The following is a 20,624-nucleotide window of genomic DNA, read 5'->3' as shown; positions in this document are numbered from 1 at the left end:
GGCGGGAGGATCTCAGGCACCAGGTGACTGAAACCCTCCCTCGATCTTGTATTCAGTCGCCAGGGGCGGGTGCGGCAGGCTCTCCGGAACGCGTACCAGTTGCTCAATCCTGTCCGCAGCGCTCAAGACGTCCTCGTGCTCCCAGATTCGCAGCACGGTCCACCCGGACGCCTTGAGCAGTGCGTCTGTGTCGGCGTCCCGGTCTTGGTTGCGCTGGATCTTCCAGCGCCACCATTCCGAGTTCCGCTGAGGCTGCGTCCCGTGCTCGGGACAGCCATGCCAGAAGCAGCCGTCAACGAACACTGCCAATCGAATTCGGGTGAACGCGACGTCGATAGTGCGTCGGCGATTGGCTGGGACTTTGAGTTGTACGCGGTAACGAAGGCCGCGGCGGTGCAGTTCACGCCGAAGGAGCAGCTCGGGGCGTGTGTCGCGACGTGGGTACGTGGACATCTTCTCCGTCAATGCGGCTGGTGGTGCCTCCCGCTCTGGCTCTCGACCGCCCATGGCGCCACCTTGACGTGACAGTTGCTGCCCTGTCGATTCTCGGGCGTGGGTGGTTCAGGTAGAGCGTTGAGTTGTTCCGTGTCCCTGATCCCGGGCCATGGGCACGTGCCATGAGGCAAACTTCACTCACGGTGGACGGCGAACACGTAGGGGGACCGGGACATGGCGGAGGCGTGGACTCGTGAAGAGGTGTCGTTGACCGTTGACGCGTACTTGTCGATGCTGCGCCACGAGCTCGATGGTCGTGCCTACAGCAAGGCAGAGCACCGTCGTGAGCTGAAGCGGCACCTGACTCGGTCAGACGGGTCCATCGAGTACAAGTTCCAGAACATCTCTGCGGTGCTCATGGAGATGGGTGGCGTTCCGATCCCCGGGTACAAGCCGGCTGTCAACGTCCAGAACCTGCTCCGAGAGGTGGTCGCGGAGCGGTACGAGACCGACGCCGAGCTGGCCGCGCGACTGCTGCTCCTCGCAGAGGCCCCGGTCTCGCGGGTGGCTGGGGCTTTGGGTCCAGCGAGCCCCGTGCCCGACGTGACTCGGATGCCCAGGCGCAGCAACCGTGTCGCCAAGCACGTGGACTACCAGGCGATAGAGGCCCGGAACCGCGCTGTCGGTCTGCTCGGCGAGCAGCTGGTGGTGCAGCGCGAGAAGAGGCGACTCTTCCAGGCGGGCCACCCCGAGCTGGCGGACAGGGTGCGCCACGTCGCAGTGGAGGACGGGGACGGTCTGGGCTACGACGTACTCAGCTGGACCATAAGCGGGACGGAGCGCTTCCTCGAGGTGAAGACCACCCGGTTCACAGAACTTCAGCCGTTCTTGGTTAGCCGGAACGAGGTTGACCTCTCGGCGGAGGAGCCGGAACGGTTCTCGCTCATGCGCGTCTTCAGCCTCGAGAAGCCCACACTCGGGTTCTACGAGCTACCCGGTTCCCTCAAGAAAACTGCAGAACTCAGGTCCGAGTTGTACTCGGGCGTTCCTCGAGCGTCCTGAGAGCGTTCCTCACCACTCGACCCGGGCCATGTGCCACTGCGTCCCCTGAGCCTTGGCGGTGTTTAGCGAGTACTTCGGCGGTCGAGGTGCCCCGACAGATCCGTCCGAGCCGCGGGGCTGACGGCCTTGGCTGTACTCCTTCAGGACGCCACGCTCCCTGGCCTCGAGGAGGGACTCGACGTCAGGCACGAAGAACACATCGATGTGTGAGGGCTCGAAGGCAGCCTTGCGTCGCCGTGACTTGCCCGAGTTGCTGCTTCTCGGCGTCTTTCCCTGGCGGGCCTTGAAGTCCCTGTGCCACTGCGTGAACGTGCCGTCGTCGTCGCTCACCGCACGTCCACTCACCATGAGGAAGCCGAGCCCACCTGCGGCTACAGCCAACTCCATTGCGGCCTTGTCGTTCAGGATGCTGTCCGGGCTGGAACGCTGCTCGCTCTGTGTCTGCGGGGACCACCAGGCGCTGGTGTGCGCCTTGAGGTCCCACAGGAAGTTGAGCGAGTAGTCGAAGTCGGTGTTGGCGAACCGCGTTGCCACCTGTGCCTCGCGCGGCGTGAACGCTTCGTTGAGTGCGGCCTTGCCCCGCGCCTCGAAGTAGAAGCCCTGCCACTCAGACTGGTTGGGGCCGTTGGTCACGCCTTGGTCAACCATCCACTGAATGCTCTTAAGGGCGTCCCAGCGGACCCGCTTCGTGCCGTCCGCCTGCTTCTCGCTCCTCCAGACGTCAACCAGGGCAGACGCCAGGGCCTGACCTTCCTCTGCCGGTGAGGTGAAGTCCACGTGAGACTTGCCGAGCTTGCCGAGCCGCCGTTCAGCGCCGGCCAGCAGCACGTTGAGCCCGCGCAAGGAGATCGTCTCTCCCGTGGACTCGCATTGGTCATTCCAGGGGGCGTCGAACTCGTAGGCGAGGGCGGCGGCCAGCTTGGTCTTGGAGAGCCGGGTGTCCAGGTGTGGCGCCAGATGCGTCGCCAGGTTCACAAGAACCCGCTTGTGCTCCTTGCTGCCCGGGCCGAGGCGTTCCGGGCCAGAGCCCGTGAGCGCGCTGATCCGGTTTACCGCCTCGATCTTGGATCGGGCGGGCTCGAAGGCTGCCCATTTGGCTCCATGGAGCTCGGGGGACGAGGTGGTTGGCACCTTCGAGAGGCGGCCCTCGTGCACGGCCCAGGTCGCACCTTCGAGCAGGGCGTTGAGGCCGTGAAGATTGACCTTGTTGCGGACCACGTAATCCCAGGACCAGTCGACCTTGAGCTCGTCAGCGATCTTGTGGGCCATGGTGGCGTTGGTGGCGCTGATGTCGATGTCGAGCCCTAGCGCGTCACGCAGAGCGACCACGGCACGCTTCTCGCCCCGTCCCTGCGGCGGTGCGCCAGTCAGGTGGAACAGGCGAGCCACGGCTTCGGCCTGGGACTCAGCGGGGATGAACAGCGGGAGATCGACGCTGGCGGAAGGCACGCAGAAAGGTTACGGCGCGGGCGTCTCCGTCTCAGCGGTTTTGAGAGGCACATGCGGGCCGGTGCTTCGCCAGCCTGCTGTGCACCAGTTCGGGTGTCACCTCGGTCGCGGCGCGCGCCAAGTACCTGGCAGCCGGAACGTCACTGCAGTCCAGGATCTCCTGGTCGCGCAGTAGGTGCTGGCGGAAGACATGCTGGACGGCTCCGACCGCGACTCCGTTGCCCATCTGCTTGTACGTAGCGGAGTCAGGCTGGTCCGGGAAGATGAATGAGTCGGGCAAGCCCTGCAGTCGCGCGGTCTCGCGCGGACTGATGCGGCGTTCAAGAGGTCCGATGATGGAGGTTTGGGTGATGGCCACGAGGGCGGGGAGGTACGTCGCTCGCTTGGCTCGGATGCCTGAGGGACGCAGGTGCATCACCGTGTCCCAGAGGCACTTCGTGTCCTGCGCCTGCCACTCCAGTTTCCGTCGGCTAGCGGGGAAGAGAGCCGTGTAGACGCCCCAGCGCCAGGCCCACGCGAGGATGTCCTTGAAACTGGCCTCGAACGCGTCGTAGTTCCGACGCAGGTGGGACTGCTTCCAGGCTGGGAGGTCCTCCGCGATCTTGGGACGCGTCACCTTTTCCGGCAACTTGAGCTCGCCGGTGTTGGCGGACGTGAATCGACCTGTGGCGGGGTCAAAGGCGGGGGTGGGGGCGAACCGCATGGCCCGATTGGCCTCAGGGAAGTCGAGCCAGCAGTCCGCCCAGTACGGGAAGCCCTTGAGCTGCTCACCTGTGACCTCACGCATGAGGAGAGTGAAGTCGTTCCAGGCATCAATCCACAGGCGCTCGCTCGGCGTCAGGTCACAACCAGGAACGTTGTGGGAGTCGTCGAGCAGGCCGTCGTCGAGGAGATTCCAGCCGTCCTCCGGGCCCCCCGGGACAAAGAGGGGAGCGTCCGAGGAATCGTTGAGCGCAAAGCGGTCCTTCATTGAGGCGACCGGATCCGGGCCCAGAGTCTCGGCGTCCACGATCCCGTTCTCCAGCCGGGGAACCAGGTGCGGAGCCAGGGTCGCGGTGATGAAGACCCGCTCCCGGACCTGAGGCGTACCGCCCAGATGGGCAGGCAGGAGGTGGGGGGAGAAGATCGCCGGCTGTGCTGACACGTGGTAGCCCTCCTCGCGAAGGGTGCGGATGATCACTTCCCACTCGTGTGCGTGGCGCGGGCCGATCAGGTTCCGCACGTTCTCCAGCAGGACCACCGAGGGGTGGTGAGCTTTGATGATCGACGCGATGTTGAAGAACAAGGTGCCGCGTGCCTCGTCCATGCCGCGTTGCGCGCCGGACTTGGAGAACGGCTGGCACGGAAACCCGGCGCACAGGACGTCGTGTGCGGGAACGTTCATCACGTCCAGGTCGGCGTCCGCGTCCAGTGTGATGTCGCCCGCCTGGCCCCCCAGATGGTCCTGTCCTGCGCCGTTCGGCGCGTGGCCCCAGTTGGCCGCGTAGACGTTCGCTGCTTGCTTGTCGATCTCGACCGCGTAGACGCACTCGCCGCCGAACGCCTTCATGGCCGCGTGGAAGCCGCCGATGCCCGCGAAGAGGTCGATGAACGTGAAGCGCGGCGTCTCAGGCATGTCAACCATCGTACGGTCGCCCGCCGACAATAGCTAGTCAGCGAGCGCGCTCTGGATGGCAGGCCGCGGCGCGGCCGGGGTGGTTGGTCGTCGGACTTTGCGAAGACGCCCGGCCGCGCCCAGGGCCTCAGGACGCCGAGACCTTGAGGTTATGGAAAAGGTGTTCCTTCATGTCTGCCCAGCGTGTCCGTAGGAACTCCTCGTAGGCCTCCCTTGAGAGCCCATCCTCCGGAATTGAAACCGACGCCGAATCGCAGAGTAGGCATTGGTCCAAGAGCTTCTTTTCTGGTGCGGGTAGGACGTTCTTCGCCAAGTACTCGGAGATCGTCTGCTTGCTCTTCTCGCGATTCAGTGCCCTCGTGAAAAGCGCTAGGTTGGCTATGCAGCTGATCGGCCAGCCGGATTCGGCTTCTGGAATTTCTTGACGAAGCCTTGAGACGGGGAACAGGTGTTCAAGTTCAAAGGTCTGAATCTGGTTGTCAAGGTGCGACACGATGCCCGCGTAAACAAAGCGTAGAAGCGCCTTGTCTGATCCGCGGACATAAGAACGTGTTCGCTGTTCGCGGGCCATCTGCTTCTCGAACCATGAATCGAGAATCAGCGCGAAGGATTCCTTTTCGATCGGCTTTTTGTAGTAGTCTGACGGCTCAAGGTTCTCGGTATCTGCTGAGTCTTCGGACTGCCAGACCCGATTGAATGCAATCGTGTACAGGGGGCCGCGCCAAGTCTCTTCGATGATATCGAGAAGATAGTGTTGGGGCATGGCCTTCTCTAGCGCCTTCCAGTCATCTTCCCATCCGTCCTTCTCGGACCAGTCTCCCTGCGTGTTCCAGCGGCCGGCTGCTGCGCGGGCAATCATTGAGACGATCTGCAGTTCGCCGTGAGCGATCTCAATGCTGTCGACTCCTTGCGAATTCAGTCGGAGTGAGGTGTAGGGAGATATCCAACTTTGCACGGCCTTCGCTGCATCGAGCAGCCCGGCCTCCATTGCTGCAGGGTCAATCAATCCGTCCGCGGAGCGCGGCATGAACTCGGGCAGGCTTCTCATAGCGCTGAGTTGCCGACCTCGGGACAAGCAAGCCAAGGAGAAGGCGGCCGGTTCGGTTTCAGTGGGGTCCGCTTTTGTTGATCCCGAGAACAGGTATCGACCCTCGCCTACGATCACCTTACCGAAACCAAAGAGATACTCGAACAGATTGAAAGAAGCGATCATCCCGTCTTCTTGGAGGCCGTCGATCGAGAACCCCTTCTCGATAAGTGCGGAGTACTTGTTGTTGATCTCGACGCGGACTTTCTCTGAATTGACTTGGGTGTCGCTGTCGATCCAGGTGGCCGCGAATACCTCATACTTGTTTAGTTTTGTTCCGCGCTGATTAATGCGTTCGAAGATGTCCGGGAGGTTAGACTCATCTCCCGCGTAGGTGATCACTGGAATTGTTATAGACGTGATATCAACGTCCCTGGCGCACCGCATCGAGCGTGCTTGCGAGGGTGGCAATGAAGCCTGGATTGGGGTCTGGTTTGGCTTGAAAGAATTCGTCAAGATAGTTTTTCAATGGCCACGACTCGTATCCCGATGCCGAGTCAAGCCGTCCGGTCGTCTTCATCCAATCCTGGAGGGCTCGCCGGACGTGCTCCGCCCCGGTGTTGTATTCAGCTGCCACTTCCTGAACGAACTCGTCGCTGAATACTGCTACAGGGGCGTATTCGAGCGGGTTCTCTGCATACTCCACCAGGGTGCTGGTTCGCTGCAGTCCATCAACCACCTGATAAACCTCTACCTTCCCGTTAGGATTCGGGCGCTTGTATAGGAGCAGGGAGCCGATTGGGTAGCCCTTGTGTATTGATTCGATCAGCAGTTTGCGCTGATCATCGCCCCAGACCAGTGAGCGCTGAAATCGCGGGATCTTTACCGCGATCCCCGGAATCTGGCTCTTGGGATCCGTTTGCGTAGCCTTGACTAGGTCGCCAATTGGCCAATTCTCGTGTACTCCGGCGTGCTTGACCACTATGCTCCTCTGCGGCGGGTGCTGCGCGAAATTGCGTGCGGTTTAGATAGCGGGCGGTTTTGAAACCCGCGAATAGGGTCAAACACTAGTGCATGTGGGGATTGACGGGGCGCACTTAGGCGTCTCACAGTGAGTCACGTTTGGTCGCTGTTGTTTGAGACGGTCCGCCCTCCCGCTCAGCCAGACTCTGAAGCCCCAAACCGTGCGCCGCGTGCTGTCTCTAGCGTTCCCATGCCTCTGTTGAACAGCGCCGGAGGCGGTCTTGGGCATCTACCCTGCCCCCATGCTCTCGTCCCTCCCGCAGCGCAGTCCTGGCCAAGAACGGCGCAGCCCGGCCCTGACGCCGCGCACCTGGCTCTGGGCGATCGTCCTCGGCCTCACCGGCCAGCTCGCCTGGACGGTGGAGAACATGTACCTCAACGTGTTCGTCCACGACACGATCACGGACTCGCCGACAGTCATCGCGGCGCTCGTCGCGTGCAGCGCGATCGCGGCCACCGTCGCGACATTGCTCGCGGGCGCCTGGAGCGACCGTACGGGCCGGCGCAAGGAGTTCATCGCGGCTGGCTACGTGCTCTGGGGCGCGACCACCGCGGCGTTCGGGTTCGTCGGGGTCGACGGGGCCAGCAAGCTCGCGCCGGCCGCTGACGCGGTGGTGGTCGCCGTGGTCGCGATCATCGCGCTCGACTGCGTCATGAGCGTCTTCGGCGCCACCGCCAACGACGCCGCGTTCAACGCGTGGGTCACCGACAACACCACGAGCGGCAACCGGGGCCGGGTCGACAGCGTGCTCGCGACCTTCCCGCTGCTCGCCATGCTCATCGTCTTCGGCGCGCTCGACCCGCTCACCCAGGACGGGCAGTGGCGCACCTTCTTCACCGTCATCGGCGTCGCCACTGCGCTGGTCGGGGTGGTCGCGTGGGTCGGGCTGCGGAGCGACAACGCCCCGCGCGCCAGCGGCACGTACCTCGCCCAGGTCGTCCACGGCCTGCGCCCCTCCACCGCCCGCGCCAACCCGCGCCTCTACTGGGCGCTCGCCTCCTGGGCCGTCCTCGGCACCAGCACCCAGGTCTTCCTGCCGTTCCTGATCATCTACGTGCAGCGCTACCTCGAGATCGATGGCTACGCGATCGTGCTCGCCTCGGTCCTGCTCGGCGCCTCCGCCGTCAGCATCGCGGGCGGCCGCCTCCTGGACCGCATCGGCCCCGCCCGCGCCTTCCTGCCCGTCGTCGGCCTCTACGCCGTGGGGCTGCTGGCCATGGCAGGCGTACGCGGGATGCTCCCCGTCATCCTCGCCGGCATCGTCATGATGAGCGGCTTCATGCTGGCCGCCGCCTCGATCTCCGCGACGGTCCGCAACCTCACCCCGCCTGATCGCGCCGGTCAGGTGCAGGGCCTGCGGATGGTCTTCGCGATCATGGTGCCGATGGTCGTCGGCCCGTTCATCGGCGCCGCGGTCATCGTCGGCGCCGACGCCACGTACGTCGACCTCGGCGTCGTCAAGCAGGTGCCGACCCCGTGGATCTTCCCTGCCGCCGCCCTTGTCGCGATCCTGACGGTGGTGCCTGCGAGGCTGCTCACACGCGCCACCCCGCCCGACGCGACCGACCCCCTCACCCACGACGTGGAGGCCCTTCCGTGACCAGCTTGACGACGCCGTGGGGCGACGGCCTCGACCCGACGAACGTCCTGGGCGAACACCCACGCCCGCAGCTAGTGCGCGACGGCTGGACCACTCTCAACGGCCCCTGGGAGCACGCCTTCACGCCCGCCTCCCAGACAGAAGTCCCCACCCGGTGGGACGGGCAGATCCTCGTCCCCTTCCCGCCCGAGGCCCCGCTGTCGGGCGTCAACCGCGTGCTCCAGCCCGACGAGGCGCTCTGGTACCGGCGCACCGTCACGGTGCCGCCCCAGCTGATCGACGACCGCCTGCTGCTCCACTTCGGTGCGGTCGACCAGGACTGCGAGGTGTGGGTCAACGGCCAGTCGGTCGGCACCCACCGCGGCGGTCACCTGCCCTTCACCTTCGACATCACGGCTGCCGCGTGGGGCAGCTTCGAGCTCGTCGTACGCGTGCGCGACGTCACCGACACCTCGTACCGCAGCCGCGGCAAGCAGAAGCTCGAGCCCGGCGGCATCTGGTACACCCCGCACTCCGGCATCTGGCAGACCGTCTGGATCGAGGCCGTCCCCGCGGTCCACGTCCGCACGCTGCACCTGACGCCGGTGCTCGACCACGCCGCCGGCACCGCAGCCGTCGAGGTCACCGTCGTCCCTTCGCGCGACGAGATCTACCCGACTGCCGAGGTCGTGATCGCGTCCGACGGCGGCGAGCTCGTCCGCGCCGACGTGCCGGTCAACGAACCGACCCTCCTCGACCTGGGCAGCGATGCGCGTCTGTGGAGCCCCGACGACCCCTTCCTGCACGACGTCACCGTGCAGCTCGGGCGTGACCGGACCACCAGCTATGTCGGCCTGCGGTCCTTCGGACTGGGTGCATGCGGTCAGGGCCCCGACTCCCGCGGCCGCACCCGGCTGCTGCTCAACGGCGCACCGTTCCTCCACACCGGGCTGCTCGACCAGGGCTACTGGCCCGACGGGCTGGTGACCGCCCCCAGCGACGAGGCCCTCGCCCACGACGTGCAGCTCGCCAAGGACCTCGGCTTCACCATGTTGCGCAAGCACATCAAGGTCGAGCCGCTGCGCTGGTACCACCACTGCGACCGCCTCGGCGTGCTCGTCTGGCAGGACATGGTCAACGGCGGGCGCGACTACCGCCCTGCCGTCGTCACCGCCCCGGTGGCCACCACCCGACTGCGGATCGACGACTCCCACCACGCCCTCTTCGGCCGCCAGGACGCCGAGGGCCGCGAGGAGTTCCTGGCCGAGGTCGACGCCACCATCGAGCTGCTGCGCTCCGTGCCGAGCATCGCTGCCTGGGTGCCGTTCAACGAGGGGTGGGGCCAGTTCGACGCCGCCGCGGTTGCCGCCCGGGTCAAGCGCCTCGACCCCACTCGGCCCGTCGACCACGCCAGCGGCTGGCACGACCAGGGCGCCGGCGACATGGTCAGTCGCCACGTCTACGTCCGCCCGTACGCGCTCAGCCGGCGCGACGCCGACGACCCGCGGGCCGCGGTGCTCAGCGAGTACGGCGGCTACTCCCACCGCGTGCCCGGGCACACCTGGAGCGACAAGGAGTTCGGCTACCGCCGCATCGCCGACCGCGACACCTACGAGCGCGCGTTCCTGCGGTTGCAGCACGCCCAGGTCGGCGCGGCGGTCGAGGAGGGCCTGGCCGCCTTCGTGCACACCCAGCTCAGCGACGTCGAGGAGGAGACCAACGGTCTGGTCACCTACGACCGACGCGTGGTCAAGGTCGACGCCGACGTCGTCCGCACCTCCAACGAGCGCCTGCGGATGCGCTTCGAGGCAGCCTGCGGCGCGCCGCGACGACCGATCGCGGTCGCCGAGCGCGAGCTCACCGCACCCGTCTCGCTGACCCTGCCGGACGGGCGGCTCAACCCCGAGGCCGTGGGCTGGTGCCGTACGCCTCTGGTCACCACCGACGGCATCGGCCAGGGGCTCCTCGGCAAGGGGCGCAGCAAGCGGTGGGAGTACTGGGCCGTCACCACCCCGACCCACGTGGTCGCCGTGGTCGTCTCGCACCTCGACTTCGCCGGCGTGAACAGCCTCTGGGTGCTCGACCGCGCCACCGGCCAGACCGTGCTGCACGAGGCCATCACGCCGCTGGGCCGCGGGGTCACCCTGCCCGGCACCCTCGGGAGGGGGGCGGCGCACCTCCGCACGAAGCACCTCACCGTCGACATCGTCGAGACCACCGGTGGCACCCACCTGCGCGCCCGCGGGCCTCGCGTCGAGCTCGACGTGCACGCCCAGCGCCCCGCCGGCCACGAGAGCCTCGGCGTCGTGGTGCCGTGGAGCGACAAGCTCGTGCAGTACACCGTCAAGGACGTTGCCCGCCCCGCCACCGGCACCGTGACCGTCGACGGCGCCCGCCACGACGTACCGGCGGGCGAGTCGTGGGCCACCCTCGACCACGGCCGCGGACGGTGGCCCCACGACGTCACCTGGAACTGGGGCGCCGGCGCCGGCACCGTCGACGGCCGCGTCATCGGCGTGCAGGTCGGCGGCCAGTGGACCGACGGCACCGGCAGCGTCGAGAACGCCCTGTACGTCGACGGGCACCTCACCAAGGTCAGCGAGGAGCTGGTCTGGAGCTACGACCGGGACGACTGGATGCGGCCCTGGACGGTCACCGGGACCGACGTCGAGCTGACCCTGACGCCCTTCCACCTCAAGGAGTCGCACCTCGACCTCAAGGCGCTCGCCCACCACACCCACCAGGTCTTCGGGCACTGGTCGGGCCGCGTCCGGGCCGAGACGGCCAGGGGAGCGGGGGCCGAGTGGATCGAGGTGCGCGACCTCGTCGGGTTCGCCGAGGACGTGCACAACAAGTGGTGAAGAAGCGGGTTCCGGTTCCGCCGACGCGCCCGGTAGGGCAAGGTGTGGCAGGAACTGCCCAGGGAGAGAACTGTGAGTGAACGACCCACGCCCGACGACGTGCTCGTCGTGGACCACCTGGTACGCCGCTTCGGCGACCTCACCGCCGTCGACGACGTGTCGTTCCGGATCGCGCCGGGTGAGACGTACGGGCTGCTCGGACCCAACGGGGCAGGCAAGACGACGACGATCTCGATGATCGCTGGGCTCCTCAAGGCCGACGCCGGGAGCATCACCATCGCGGGGCGCCCGATGGCGGCCGACGCGGTGGAGCCGAAGCGCCACCTCGGACTCGTGCCGCAGGACCTCGCGATCTATCCCGAGCTCACCGCGACGGAGAACCTCCGCTTCTTCGGCAAGCTCCAGGGGCTGCGGGGCGAGGCGCTCGACCACCGCGTGCGGGAGGTCCTCGAGGTGATCGGGTTGGCCGACCGCGCCAAGGACAGGGCCAAGGAGTACTCCGGCGGCATGAAGCGCCGGCTCAACATCGGCGTCGGGCTGCTGCACCAGCCCGAGCTCCTGATCCTCGACGAACCGACCGTGGGCGTCGACCCCCAGTCGCGCAACTCCATCCTCGAGTCCGTCGAAGCCCTCTCCGGTGAGGGCATGGCCGTGCTCTACACGACCCACTACATGGAGGAGGCGGAGCGGCTCTGCGACCGCATCGCCATCATCGACTCCGGTCGCCTCCAGGCCGAGGGCACCCGTGACGAGCTCATCCAGCTCGCCGGCGGGACCGACACCATCCGCCTCGGCGGCGCCGGGGACCTCCCGGCGGCCGCCGAGAAGCTGCGTACGCGGCCGGGGGTCGAGCGCGTCGACGCCGACCGCAGCGCGCTCACCCTCACCGTGCGCGACGCCCCCACCCTCGTCGCCGACGTCGTGGCCACCGCCACCGAGGCGGGCGTCCGCCTCTCCGACGTCGAGATCACCCGCCCCACCCTCGAGTCGGTCTTCCTGCACGTCACCGGCAAGACGCTGCGGAACTGAGGTGAGCAGCTGATGCGCGCCCTGGCCGTCCTCACCCTCAACGACCTCAAGCAGGGGCTGCGGGACAGGTCCGTGGTCATCTTCGGGGTCATCGTCCCGCTGGTCCTCATGTTCGTCTTCAACCTGGTCTTCGGCGACACCGAGGAGCGCGAGCTCGCCCCGATCACCGTCGCCGTGGCCGCGCCCGCCGGCGACGAGGTGGCCGCCACCGTCACCGAGGTCCTCGGGCAGCTCGACGAGGTCGGGCTGGAGGTGACCGTCGTCGAGGCAGGCGAGGAGGAGGCGCGGGCCGGCGAGGAGGAGCTCTCGCTCGTCTTCCCTCCCGGAACCACCGCCGAGGTGTCGGCAGGGCGGTCGGTGACGGTCGAGGCCATCGAGGGTGACGACGGCAGCGGGCTCGAGGACGACCTCGTGGTGAGCGTCGTCGACGAGGTCCTCCAGCAGTACGCCCGGGGAGCGGTCACCGTCGCGGCGGGCGCCTCCGTGGGCCTGCCGCCCGCGGAGTTCGCCGAGCTCGCGCGGGACGCAGCCGAGGGAGGTCCGGCGTACGAGCTCGTGCGCGGCGAGGCCTCCGACGAGCAGCTCAGTGCCGGGGCCGCCCTCGTGGCCGGCCAGGCCGGACTCTTCCTGCTCTTCACGGTCAGCTTCGGGGTGACCAACCTCCTCGTCGAGCGCGAGAACGGGACCCTGCCGCGGCTGCGGTCCCTCCCGATCCGCCGCCGCGACGTGGTGCTCTCCAAGGCGTTGGCGAGCATGGTGACGGGGGTGCTCTCGCTGTCGGTGCTGCTCACCGTGGGTGGCTGGTTCTTCGACGCCCACTTCGGGTCGCCATGGGTGGTGGCCACCCTGGCCGTCGCCGCCTCCGCGGCCGCGACCTCGCTGATGTTCGTGCTGGTGCGCGTCGCCGCCACGAGTGAGCAGGCCAGCGTGGCCACCTCGATCTTCGCCATCGTGCTCGGGGTCGGAGGGGGCGCGTTCTTCCCCGTCTCGGCGGACTCCGCCGCACTGTCGACACTGCTCGACCTCAACCCGGTGGCCGCCCTCCTGCGCGGCCTGGGGATCTCCTCTGCCGGTGGGTCGCTGGCCGACGTGGCGCCCCCACTGGCGGTGATGGTCGTCTTCGCCGCCGTGATGGCCCTGGTCTCCCGCTTCGTCCCCGACCGGGGAGCGATGTCGTGAGGCCGGTCCTGACCGTGGCGGGCATGGAGCTGAAGCTCTTCACTCGCGACCGGTCCAACATCTTCTTCGTCTTCGTCTTTCCGCTGTTCCTCGTGGCGATGATCGGGCTGCAGTTCGGTGAGGGTGCGAATGCGGGACGGGTCGCCGTCGTGGGTGGCGACGGCCCGCTGCAGGAGCGACTCGTCGACCAGCTCGAGCGTCAGGACGTCGTCGTCTCCGACCCCAGCTGGGATGACGCCCTGACCCGGCTGGCGCGGGGTCGTCTCGACGTGGCGGTGCGGGTGACCGCGGCGGCGGAGGAGGACGCCGGAGCGGGGAGGCCAGTGCGGCTGGAGGTCGTGCGTGGGTCCGCCACCTCGGCCCAGGTGGCGGAGCAGGGCCTGCGGGCAGCCGTCGCCGCCGTGCGCTCCGAGCAGGCGCAGGTGATGGCCCTGGAGGAACGCGGGGTCCCGGCCGCCGAGGCGCAGGAGGCGCTGGCCCGGGCGCGGACGCAGGTCGCCGAGTCCGGCGTCAAGGTGATCAGCACCGACCAGGTGAGCGAGGAGTTCGACGACATCGGGCAGTACGACTTCGGTGCCGCCGGGCAGCTGCTGCTCTTCGTCTTCCTGACCACGCTCACCGGTGCGACCACGATGATCCAGGCGCGCCGCTACGGCGTGGTGCGCCGCATGCTCACCGCCCCCGTGACCTCCAGCCAGGTGATCGTCGGCACCGTGCTCGGTCGCTGGGTGCTGGGCCTCTTCCAGGGCGCCTACATCATGGCGGCCTCGTCCCTCCTCTTCGGCGTGCAGTGGGGCAACCTGCCCACCGCCCTGGTCGTCCTCGCGCTCTTCGCGCTGGTCGCCGCGGGCGCCGCGATCCTGCTGGGCACGCTGCTGGAGAACGAGGGCGCCGCCGTCGGCGTGGGGGTGGGCGTGGGTCTGGTGCTCGCGGCGCTGGGCGGCTCGATGTTCCCCCTCGAGCTCTTCCCCGACACGATGCGAACCGTCGCCAACGCGGTGCCGCACGCCTGGGCGTACGAGGCCTTGGCGGAGGTGCAGCGCCGCGGCGGGACAGTCGTCGACGTCCTCCCGGAGCTGGGCGTGCTCGCCGGCATGGCGGTGCTCCTGGTGGGACTGGGCGCCTGGTCGTTGCGTCGGTCGCTGGCCCGCGCCATGTGAGATGTCGCCAAGCGCCTGGGTGTGGTGAGGTAGGTCCATGGCTGACGTGACGCTGGTCCGAGGAGACATCACGACCCAGGCGGTGGACGCCGTCGTCAACGCCGCCAACAACCGGATGCGTGGCGGCGGAGGGGTCGACGGGGCCATCCACGCCGCTGGGGGCCCCGAGGTGCTGGCCGACTGCGTCCGGCGCTTCCCCGACGGTCTCGCCACCGGCGACGCCGGCTGGACCACCGCTGGCGCCATGCCCGCCCGCTGGGTGATCCACACGGTCGGTCCTGACCGACGCGCAGGTCAGACGGACCCTGCGCTGCTCGTCTCCTGCTACCGCCGCTGCCTGGAGGTCGCCGACGAGCTCGGGGCGCGGACCGTCGCCTTCCCGCTCGTCAGCGCCGGGGTCTACGGCTGGCCGCTCGACGACGCCGCCCGCATCGCGGTGGAGACCCTGCGCGACACGCCCTCGCAGGTCACCGAGGCGCGACTGGTCGCGTTCGGTGAGGCCGCTGCCGCGGCCGTCAACGCCTGGCTCTGACGAGGCTCGACCGGTCGAGGGTGGGTCAGTCGGTCAGGTCGAGGGTGCGTACGTTCATCTTGATGCGCTTCGAACGGCGGAGATTGCCCTTCAGCGCCGACCGCAGGCCACGCGTGACGACGGTCGGCACAGTCAGGTCCTCGTGGTCGTCACGATCCTGGATGAGCAGCCGCAGCACGGGGGCGGCGGCCTGCTCGGGCGTCTGGCCCCAGAGCCCGACGACGTACGGCAGTGCCTGCACCCGCTTCTCCATGCCGGGAGCGACCGTCACCTCGCCGAGCATCTCGGTCTTCACCAGCCCGGGGTCGAAGCCGTGCACCCGCACGCCCGTGCCCTTGAGCTCGCCCCTGACGGTGCGGGTGAAGCTGCGGTTCCACGCCTTCGACGAGGCGTACGCGTTCTGCCAGGGCACGGGCTTCCTGGCGCCCTTGCCCCAGACGTTGACGACGTGCCCGCTGCCGCGTTCCAGCATCGCCGCCACTGCCGTACGGGTGCCGTGGAAGACGCCGCGGACGTTGGCGTCGAGCACGCGGTCGAAGACGTGGGGCGGGATCTGGTGGGTGGGGCCGTAGATGCCGGGGGCTCCGGCGTTGTTGATCCAGATGTCGAGCCGGCCCCACTGCAGGGCGAGGTCACGCAGCGCCTCGACGCTCGCGAGGTCGGCGACGTTGCCCTCGTGACCGACCGCCGTGATGCCCTGGGCTGACAGCTGGGCGACCGCCGCAGGGACACCGGAGTCGGGCAGCGCGCTGATGACGACCGAGGCGCCGGCGCGCCCGAGGACCGTGGCGAAGCCGAGGCCGAGACCGCTGGCGCCGCCGGTGACCACGGCGACCTGCCCGCGCAGCGGGGCGGAGGAGTCAGCGGCCATCAGGGGGCTTCGATGAAGGACAGCAGGGTGACGCCCACGTTGTTCTTCAGCTCGAGCTCGGTGCGGTCGTCCTTGTCCTCGGCCTCGTCGACCTCGAAGGAGGCCACCTTCGCCAGGGAGTCCAGGAAGCGCCCCTCCTGGGCAGTTGCGTCCTGGGGTCCTGCCGACTTCTCGGTGGAGATGTCCTCGAACGAGATCGTGCCGTCGTCCTTGGCCTCGTAGGCGCCCTTGAAGTCGTTGACGCCGGCGTTGCCGGAGACCCGTCCGTCCTTCAGCGTCATGACGGTCTCGATCAGCGGGTCGGAGGCCGTGCCGTCCTGGAACTCCACGAGCACCCACGTGCCGTTGAGGTTCTTGGGGTCGGTCTCGGAGTCCTGACCGCACCCGGCGAGGAGCGTGCCCAGCATGACGGCGAGCACAGCTGCGGTACCACGACGCATCCACATGGTCTTCTCCTGTCGGTGGTCGTCGCCCCCAACGGTCGACCCAATGAAATCCACCCTAGACCGTGGCTGACGCCGGTTCTCCCGAAACTGGCGAAGTGTGCTCGCTGACCCCGAAGCGGGCGTGGACCCGCTTCATCCACCGCGGCGCCCACCAGTTCCAGCGGCCCAGCATGGTCATCGTGGCCGGCACGATCACCATGCGTACGAGGGTGGCGTCGATGAAGACCGCGACCGCCAGCGCGACACCGGTCTGCTTGATCACCAGCATCTGCCCCACGGCGAACCCGGCGAAGACGATCACCATGATCAGCGCCGCCGACGTGATGATGCGACCCGACCGTTGCAGACCCAGGCGTACGGCCGTGTCGTCGTCGTGGCCCTGCTCGTGCAGCTCGATGATGCGGGCGAGCAGGAAGACCTCGTAGTCCATCGAGAGGCCGAAGCCGAAGGCGAGCACCAGCAGCGGGATCACCGACTCGATGCCGCCCGTGGAGTCGAAGTGCAGCAATCCCTCGAGGTTGCCGTACTGGAAGACCCACACGAGGACGCCGATGCTCGCGCCCAACGAGACCACGTTGAGCAGCAGGGCCTTGACCGGGATGACCACGCTGCCGGTGAGCAGGAAGAGGAGCAGGAAGGTCGCCCCGGCGATCCACCCTGCCGCCCACGGCGCCCGTTCCTTGACGGAGTCGGTGAAGTCGGCGAGGGAGGCGGCCTGCCCGCCGGTCCACGTCTGGAAGCCGGGGTCGGCGCTCCGCAGCTGCGCGGCCAGCGCACGGGCGTCGTCACCCATCGCGCCGCCGTCGGTGAAGAGGTCCACCACGACCAGTCCGGAGTCCTTTCCGAGCTCGTGGGGCGGGTTCACCCGGGTGACCAGGGGGTCCGCGGAGAGCTCGTCGGCCCACTCCTCGGCCTCCCGGAGGCTGGCCTCGGCCACGACCGTCACGCTCGGGGCTGCGAGGAGGGGGAAGTCGCGCTCCAACCCTTCGAAGAACGTCCGCTGCTCGGCCTTCGCCGGCAGCATCTCCACCCCGCTGGCGTTGAGGCGCAGGTCGAGGGCGGGCATCGCCAGCACGAGCAGCACCGCCACTGAGACCGCGGTGACGAGGGCGGGCCGGCGCTGGGTGGCGGCTGCCAGACGGCTGAAGACTCCCTCGTCGGGAGCAGCCTCGGCGCCGCGACGCTCGCCCAGCCGCCGGGCGCCCAGGGCGCAGAGCGCCGGCACCAGCGTGAGCGCGACGAGCAACGCCACCGCGACCACCGAGACCCCGGCAGCGCCGATGGCACGCATCACCGGCGCCTCGAAGAGCATCAGCCCCGACAGGGCGATCCCCACGATGACGGCGGAGAAGAGGACCGTGCGCCCCGCCGTCGCCACCGCGCCCCCGACCGCCGCCTCGACCTGCGTACGCGTGAGGTCGGCGCTGGGGACCCCCGGTGCGACCCGTGCGAGCTCCTCACGGAACCGGCTCACCAGCAGCAGGCCGTAGTCGATGCACAGGGCCAGCCCCATCACCGTGACGATGTTGACCACGGTGGCGTCGAGGTCCATGACGTGCGAGAAGCCGAGGAGCATCGCCAGCGCCCCCGAGATGGAGGCGATCGCCCCCACGATCGGCATGCCGGCGGCCACGAACCCGCCGAAGACCACCACCATCAGCAGCAGCGACAGCGGGATGGCGATGCCCTCGCCGACCGCCAGGTCGTCCTTGATCTGCTGCACGATGTCGTCGACCAGCAGACCGGTGCCGCCGACCTGCAGGTCCTCGGCGTACGGCGCGATGAAGTAGCTGCTGGAGCCGCGCAGCTCGCGCACGACGGCCTTCTGGACCGCGCTGTCGAGCTGGGAACCCGCGTCCACGACGATCAGGAAGCTCCCCGACGCCGGGTCGTTGTCGGCCACCAGCGCCCACGCCTCAGGGTCCTTCGGCCACCCCGGGTGCGTCATCGGGGACGAGACCTCGCCGACGCCCTCGATCTTCTCGAGCCGCGGGACGGCGTGGCGCACGGCGAGCGTGAGCTCGGGGTCGGTGAAGTCGACCCCGTCGACGCGCAGCATCACCGGCAACGCGCTGTCGTCGTGGGCCGCGACCAGGTCACGCGCCTGCGTGGCCTGGCCGGGCGCGACGATGTCGCCGGTCTCCAACCGGTCGAAGAGGGACTCGCCGCCGAGGAGGCCGAGGCTGGTGACGAAGCCCGCGACGACGAGCACGAGCCAGGTGAGGACGTACGCGACCGCGTGGCGCGCGGAGTGACGCCCGAGCCGCTCGAGGAGGGTTTGCTTGCTCACGTCACCACCTTGGCACCCTCGTCAGGGCTCGTGGGCGACGGCGACAAGGGCTAACGTGTGAGGCACGCCACAGGGAGGTGCGCCGCATGGATCCGATGGAACCCGTCTACGGAGCAACCACGCTGCTCCTCATCGCGGCGGGTGCCGTCGCGGTGCTGCTCATCCTGATCATCGCGTTCAAGATGCACGCGTTCGTCGCCCTCGTCCTGGTCAGCTTCGCCACCGCGATCGTGGCCGGCATCCCCATCGGTGACGTCGCCGGCGTGACGGTCAGCGCCTTCAGCACGACGTTGGGCACCGTCGCGCTCCTGGTCGGGCTCGGGGCCATGATCGGGCGCCTGCTGGAGGTGACCGGCGGCGCCCAGGTGCTCGCCGACACCCTCATCACGGGGTTCGGGGAGTCCCGTGCGCCGTTGGCGCTCGGCGTCGCCGCGTTGCTCTTCGGCCTGCCGATCTTCTTCGACGCCGGACTCGTGGTCTTCCTGCCGATCATCTTCTCGGTGGCGAAGCGGTTCGGCGGCTCCGTGCTGATGTACGCCCTGCCCGCCGCCGGTGGGTTCGCCGCGATGCACGCCCTGGTCCCGCCGCACCCGGGGCCGGTCACCGCCGCGGTCGAGATCCAGGCCAGCGTCGGGCTCACGCTGCTGGTGGGCTTTCCCATCGCCGTGGTCGCCTGGTTCGTGGGTGTCTACCTCTTCACCCTGACCTACGCCGGAAAGGTGTACGTCCCCATCGACGACTCGGTGCTCACCGGCGAGAAGACCCCGCAGGCGGCAGCGGGCGGCGCGGGCGACGCGGGAGGATCCGGTGACGCTGGAGGATCCGGTGCCACGGGCGGGGCGCGGGAGACGGCCACACTTCGGCCGCCGTCGTTCCTCCACGTGCTGTCGGTGCTGGTCCTGCCACTCGTGCTGATCGGTGCCAACACGATCCTCGACACGCTGCGCAAGAACGAGACGATCGGGGAGGACGGGGCGGTCGCCGACACCTTCATCTTCCTGGGCCAGACACCGGTCGCCCTCCTCATCACGCTCCTGTACGCCACCTACACGCTCGGGACGAAGCGCCGGTCGCTGGCCCAGCTGGAGACGATCCTCAACGACGCGCTGGGTCCGATCTGCGCGATCATCCTCATCACGGGCGCCGGGGGGATGTTCGGAGGCGTGCTGCGCTACAGCGGCATCGGGACGGCCCTGTCGGACTCGCTCAGCGACCTCGGGCTGCCCCTGGTCGTCTCGGCCTTCGTGATCGCCACCGTGCTGCGGGTGGCGCAGGGATCGGCGACGGTGGCCCTGACCACCACGGCCGGCCTGATCTCGGCGAGTGTCCTGACCGCCGCCCCCACGGACCTGCAGCTGGTCTCGCTGGTGATGGCGATCGCCGCTGGCGCCACCGTGCTGAGCCACGTCAACGACTCGGGCTTCTGGCTGGTCAGCCGTTTCTTCGGGATGGACGTGAAGACGACGTTGAAGACGTGGACGGTGATGGAGACGACGCTGGGACTCTCGGTCTTCGTGCTTGCCTGCGGCCTGTGGGTGGTCGGATGACGACCGAGAGCCCGTGGCACCTCGTCTTCATGGGGGTGTCCGGCTCGGGCAAGTCGACGGCAGCGCACGCGGTCCGGGACCTGCTGGGCTGGGAGTTCGCCGAGGGTGACGACTTCCACCCGCCGGAGAACGTCGCGAAGATGGCGTCAGGGCGTCCGCTCACCGACGCCGACCGGTGGGGATGGCTCGAGTCGCTCGCTGCGTGGACCCGCGAGCGTGACGAGGCCGGACAGCCGACCTTGCTGAGCTGTTCGGCGCTGCGGCGGTCCTACCGCGACGTGCTGCGCCGCGGCGGGGAGCGCACCTTCTTCGTCCACATGACCGGGGACAAGGGGTTGCTGCTGCAGCGGATGGAGACGCGCGAGCACTTCATGCCGTCGTCGCTGCTGGAGTCCCAGCTCGACACCCTCGAGCTCCTCGAGCCGGACGAGGAGGGCATGGTGGTCAACGTGGCCCAACCGCCGAACCGGATCGCGGCCATGGTGCTGGCCCGGCTGGGGCTCGTGCCGCGCGCCTGA

General features: G+C 68.3%; 17 protein-coding genes. 9 read left to right on the top strand and 8 right to left on the bottom strand.

All coding sequences use genetic code 11. The features are described from left to right. Positions 1–12: 12 nt before the first annotated feature. Entirely contained in the window at positions 13–507 is a 495-nt protein-coding gene (gene vsr / locus FCL41_RS13850) for a DNA mismatch endonuclease Vsr (RefSeq protein ID WP_137065077.1), read from the bottom strand. A 162-nt stretch (positions 508–669) separates the two neighbouring features. Here vsr and FCL41_RS13845 point away from each other — a divergent pair, with 162 nt between their 5' ends. Beyond that, on the top strand, positions 670–1,497 hold the full coding sequence (locus tag FCL41_RS13845) for a protein NO VEIN domain-containing protein (protein WP_137065078.1): 828 nt from the start codon (positions 670–672) through the stop codon (positions 1,495–1,497). A 9-nt stretch (positions 1,498–1,506) separates the two neighbouring features. Here FCL41_RS13845 and FCL41_RS13840 read toward each other — a convergent pair whose 3' ends face one another. The 4 genes from FCL41_RS13840 to FCL41_RS13825 all read right to left on the bottom strand — a co-directional run bounded on the left by FCL41_RS13840 (position 1,507) and on the right by FCL41_RS13825 (position 6,570). Then, complete coding sequence (locus tag FCL41_RS13840; RefSeq protein WP_137065079.1) at positions 1,507–2,946, bottom strand: hypothetical protein; 1,440 nt, start codon at positions 2,944–2,946, stop codon at positions 1,507–1,509. Between the two features lie 31 nt (positions 2,947–2,977). Next, on the bottom strand, positions 2,978–4,561 hold the full coding sequence (locus FCL41_RS13835) for a DNA cytosine methyltransferase (protein ID WP_137065080.1): 1,584 nt from the start codon (positions 4,559–4,561) through the stop codon (positions 2,978–2,980). Positions 4,562–4,688: 127 nt separating this feature from the next. Then, positions 4,689–5,990: a hypothetical protein gene (locus tag FCL41_RS13830; protein ID WP_137065081.1), complete on the bottom strand. Its 1,302-nt coding sequence runs from the start codon at positions 5,988–5,990 to the stop codon at positions 4,689–4,691. A 22-nt stretch (positions 5,991–6,012) separates the two neighbouring features. Beyond that, a complete protein-coding gene (locus FCL41_RS13825; RefSeq protein ID WP_170970194.1) occupies positions 6,013–6,570 on the bottom strand; it encodes a DUF262 domain-containing protein in 558 nt (185 codons plus the stop codon). Positions 6,571–6,853: 283 nt separating this feature from the next. Between FCL41_RS13825 and FCL41_RS13820 the strand changes: the two genes are divergently transcribed. From FCL41_RS13820 to FCL41_RS13795, 6 genes are all read left to right on the top strand, one after another. Further along, a complete protein-coding gene (locus tag FCL41_RS13820; protein WP_137065083.1) occupies positions 6,854–8,212 on the top strand; it encodes an MFS transporter in 1,359 nt (452 codons plus the stop codon). Then, positions 8,209–11,052, top strand: a complete 2,844-nt coding sequence (locus FCL41_RS17285; protein WP_137065084.1) for a DUF2804 family protein — start codon at positions 8,209–8,211, stop codon at positions 11,050–11,052. Before FCL41_RS13820 ends, FCL41_RS17285 begins: the two co-directional genes overlap by 4 nt. Before the next feature lie 72 nt (positions 11,053–11,124). After that, entirely contained in the window at positions 11,125–12,081 is a 957-nt protein-coding gene (locus tag FCL41_RS13810; RefSeq protein WP_212723064.1) for an ABC transporter ATP-binding protein, read from the top strand. Positions 12,082–12,093: 12 nt separating this feature from the next. Further along, positions 12,094–13,260 (top strand): ABC transporter permease, encoded by a 1,167-nt coding sequence (locus FCL41_RS13805; RefSeq protein ID WP_137065085.1) that lies wholly within the window; start codon positions 12,094–12,096, stop codon positions 13,258–13,260. Then, positions 13,257–14,420 carry an ABC transporter permease gene (locus FCL41_RS13800; protein WP_137065086.1) on the top strand — a complete coding sequence of 388 codons (1,164 nt, stop codon included), beginning with the start codon at positions 13,257–13,259 and terminating at the stop codon, positions 14,418–14,420. The genes FCL41_RS13805 and FCL41_RS13800 overlap by 4 nt, the downstream gene beginning before the upstream one ends. Before the next feature lie 37 nt (positions 14,421–14,457). Continuing rightward, the gene (locus FCL41_RS13795; RefSeq protein WP_137065087.1) at positions 14,458–14,952 is read left to right on the top strand and encodes an O-acetyl-ADP-ribose deacetylase; all 495 of its coding nucleotides are present in this window, start codon (positions 14,458–14,460) and stop codon (positions 14,950–14,952) included. A 25-nt stretch (positions 14,953–14,977) separates the two neighbouring features. Here FCL41_RS13795 and FCL41_RS13790 read toward each other — a convergent pair whose 3' ends face one another. The 3 genes from FCL41_RS13790 to FCL41_RS13780 are packed head-to-tail and all read right to left on the bottom strand — an operon-like array spanning position 14,978 to position 18,559. Beyond that, positions 14,978–15,823, bottom strand: coding sequence for an SDR family NAD(P)-dependent oxidoreductase (locus FCL41_RS13790; protein WP_137065088.1), 846 nt, complete (start codon positions 15,821–15,823; stop codon positions 14,978–14,980). Beyond that, positions 15,823–16,269: an META domain-containing protein gene (locus tag FCL41_RS13785; RefSeq protein WP_137065089.1), complete on the bottom strand. Its 447-nt coding sequence runs from the start codon at positions 16,267–16,269 to the stop codon at positions 15,823–15,825. The genes FCL41_RS13790 and FCL41_RS13785 overlap by 1 nt, the downstream gene beginning before the upstream one ends. Before the next feature lie 55 nt (positions 16,270–16,324). Next, positions 16,325–18,559, bottom strand: a complete 2,235-nt coding sequence (locus FCL41_RS13780; protein WP_137065090.1) for an MMPL family transporter — start codon at positions 18,557–18,559, stop codon at positions 16,325–16,327. Between the two features lie 86 nt (positions 18,560–18,645). Here FCL41_RS13780 and FCL41_RS13775 point away from each other — a divergent pair, with 86 nt between their 5' ends. After that, positions 18,646–20,106: a GntP family permease gene (locus FCL41_RS13775; protein ID WP_137065091.1), complete on the top strand. Its 1,461-nt coding sequence runs from the start codon at positions 18,646–18,648 to the stop codon at positions 20,104–20,106. Next, positions 20,103–20,624, top strand: coding sequence for a gluconokinase (locus FCL41_RS13770; RefSeq protein WP_137065092.1), 522 nt, complete (start codon positions 20,103–20,105; stop codon positions 20,622–20,624). Before FCL41_RS13775 ends, FCL41_RS13770 begins: the two co-directional genes overlap by 4 nt.

The organism is Nocardioides jishulii (assembly GCF_006007965.1).
GTDB lineage: Bacteria > Actinomycetota > Actinomycetes > Propionibacteriales > Nocardioidaceae > Nocardioides > Nocardioides jishulii.
Note: the sequence above shows the minus strand (reverse complement) of the source record. Positions and strands in the feature narration are given on the sequence as shown.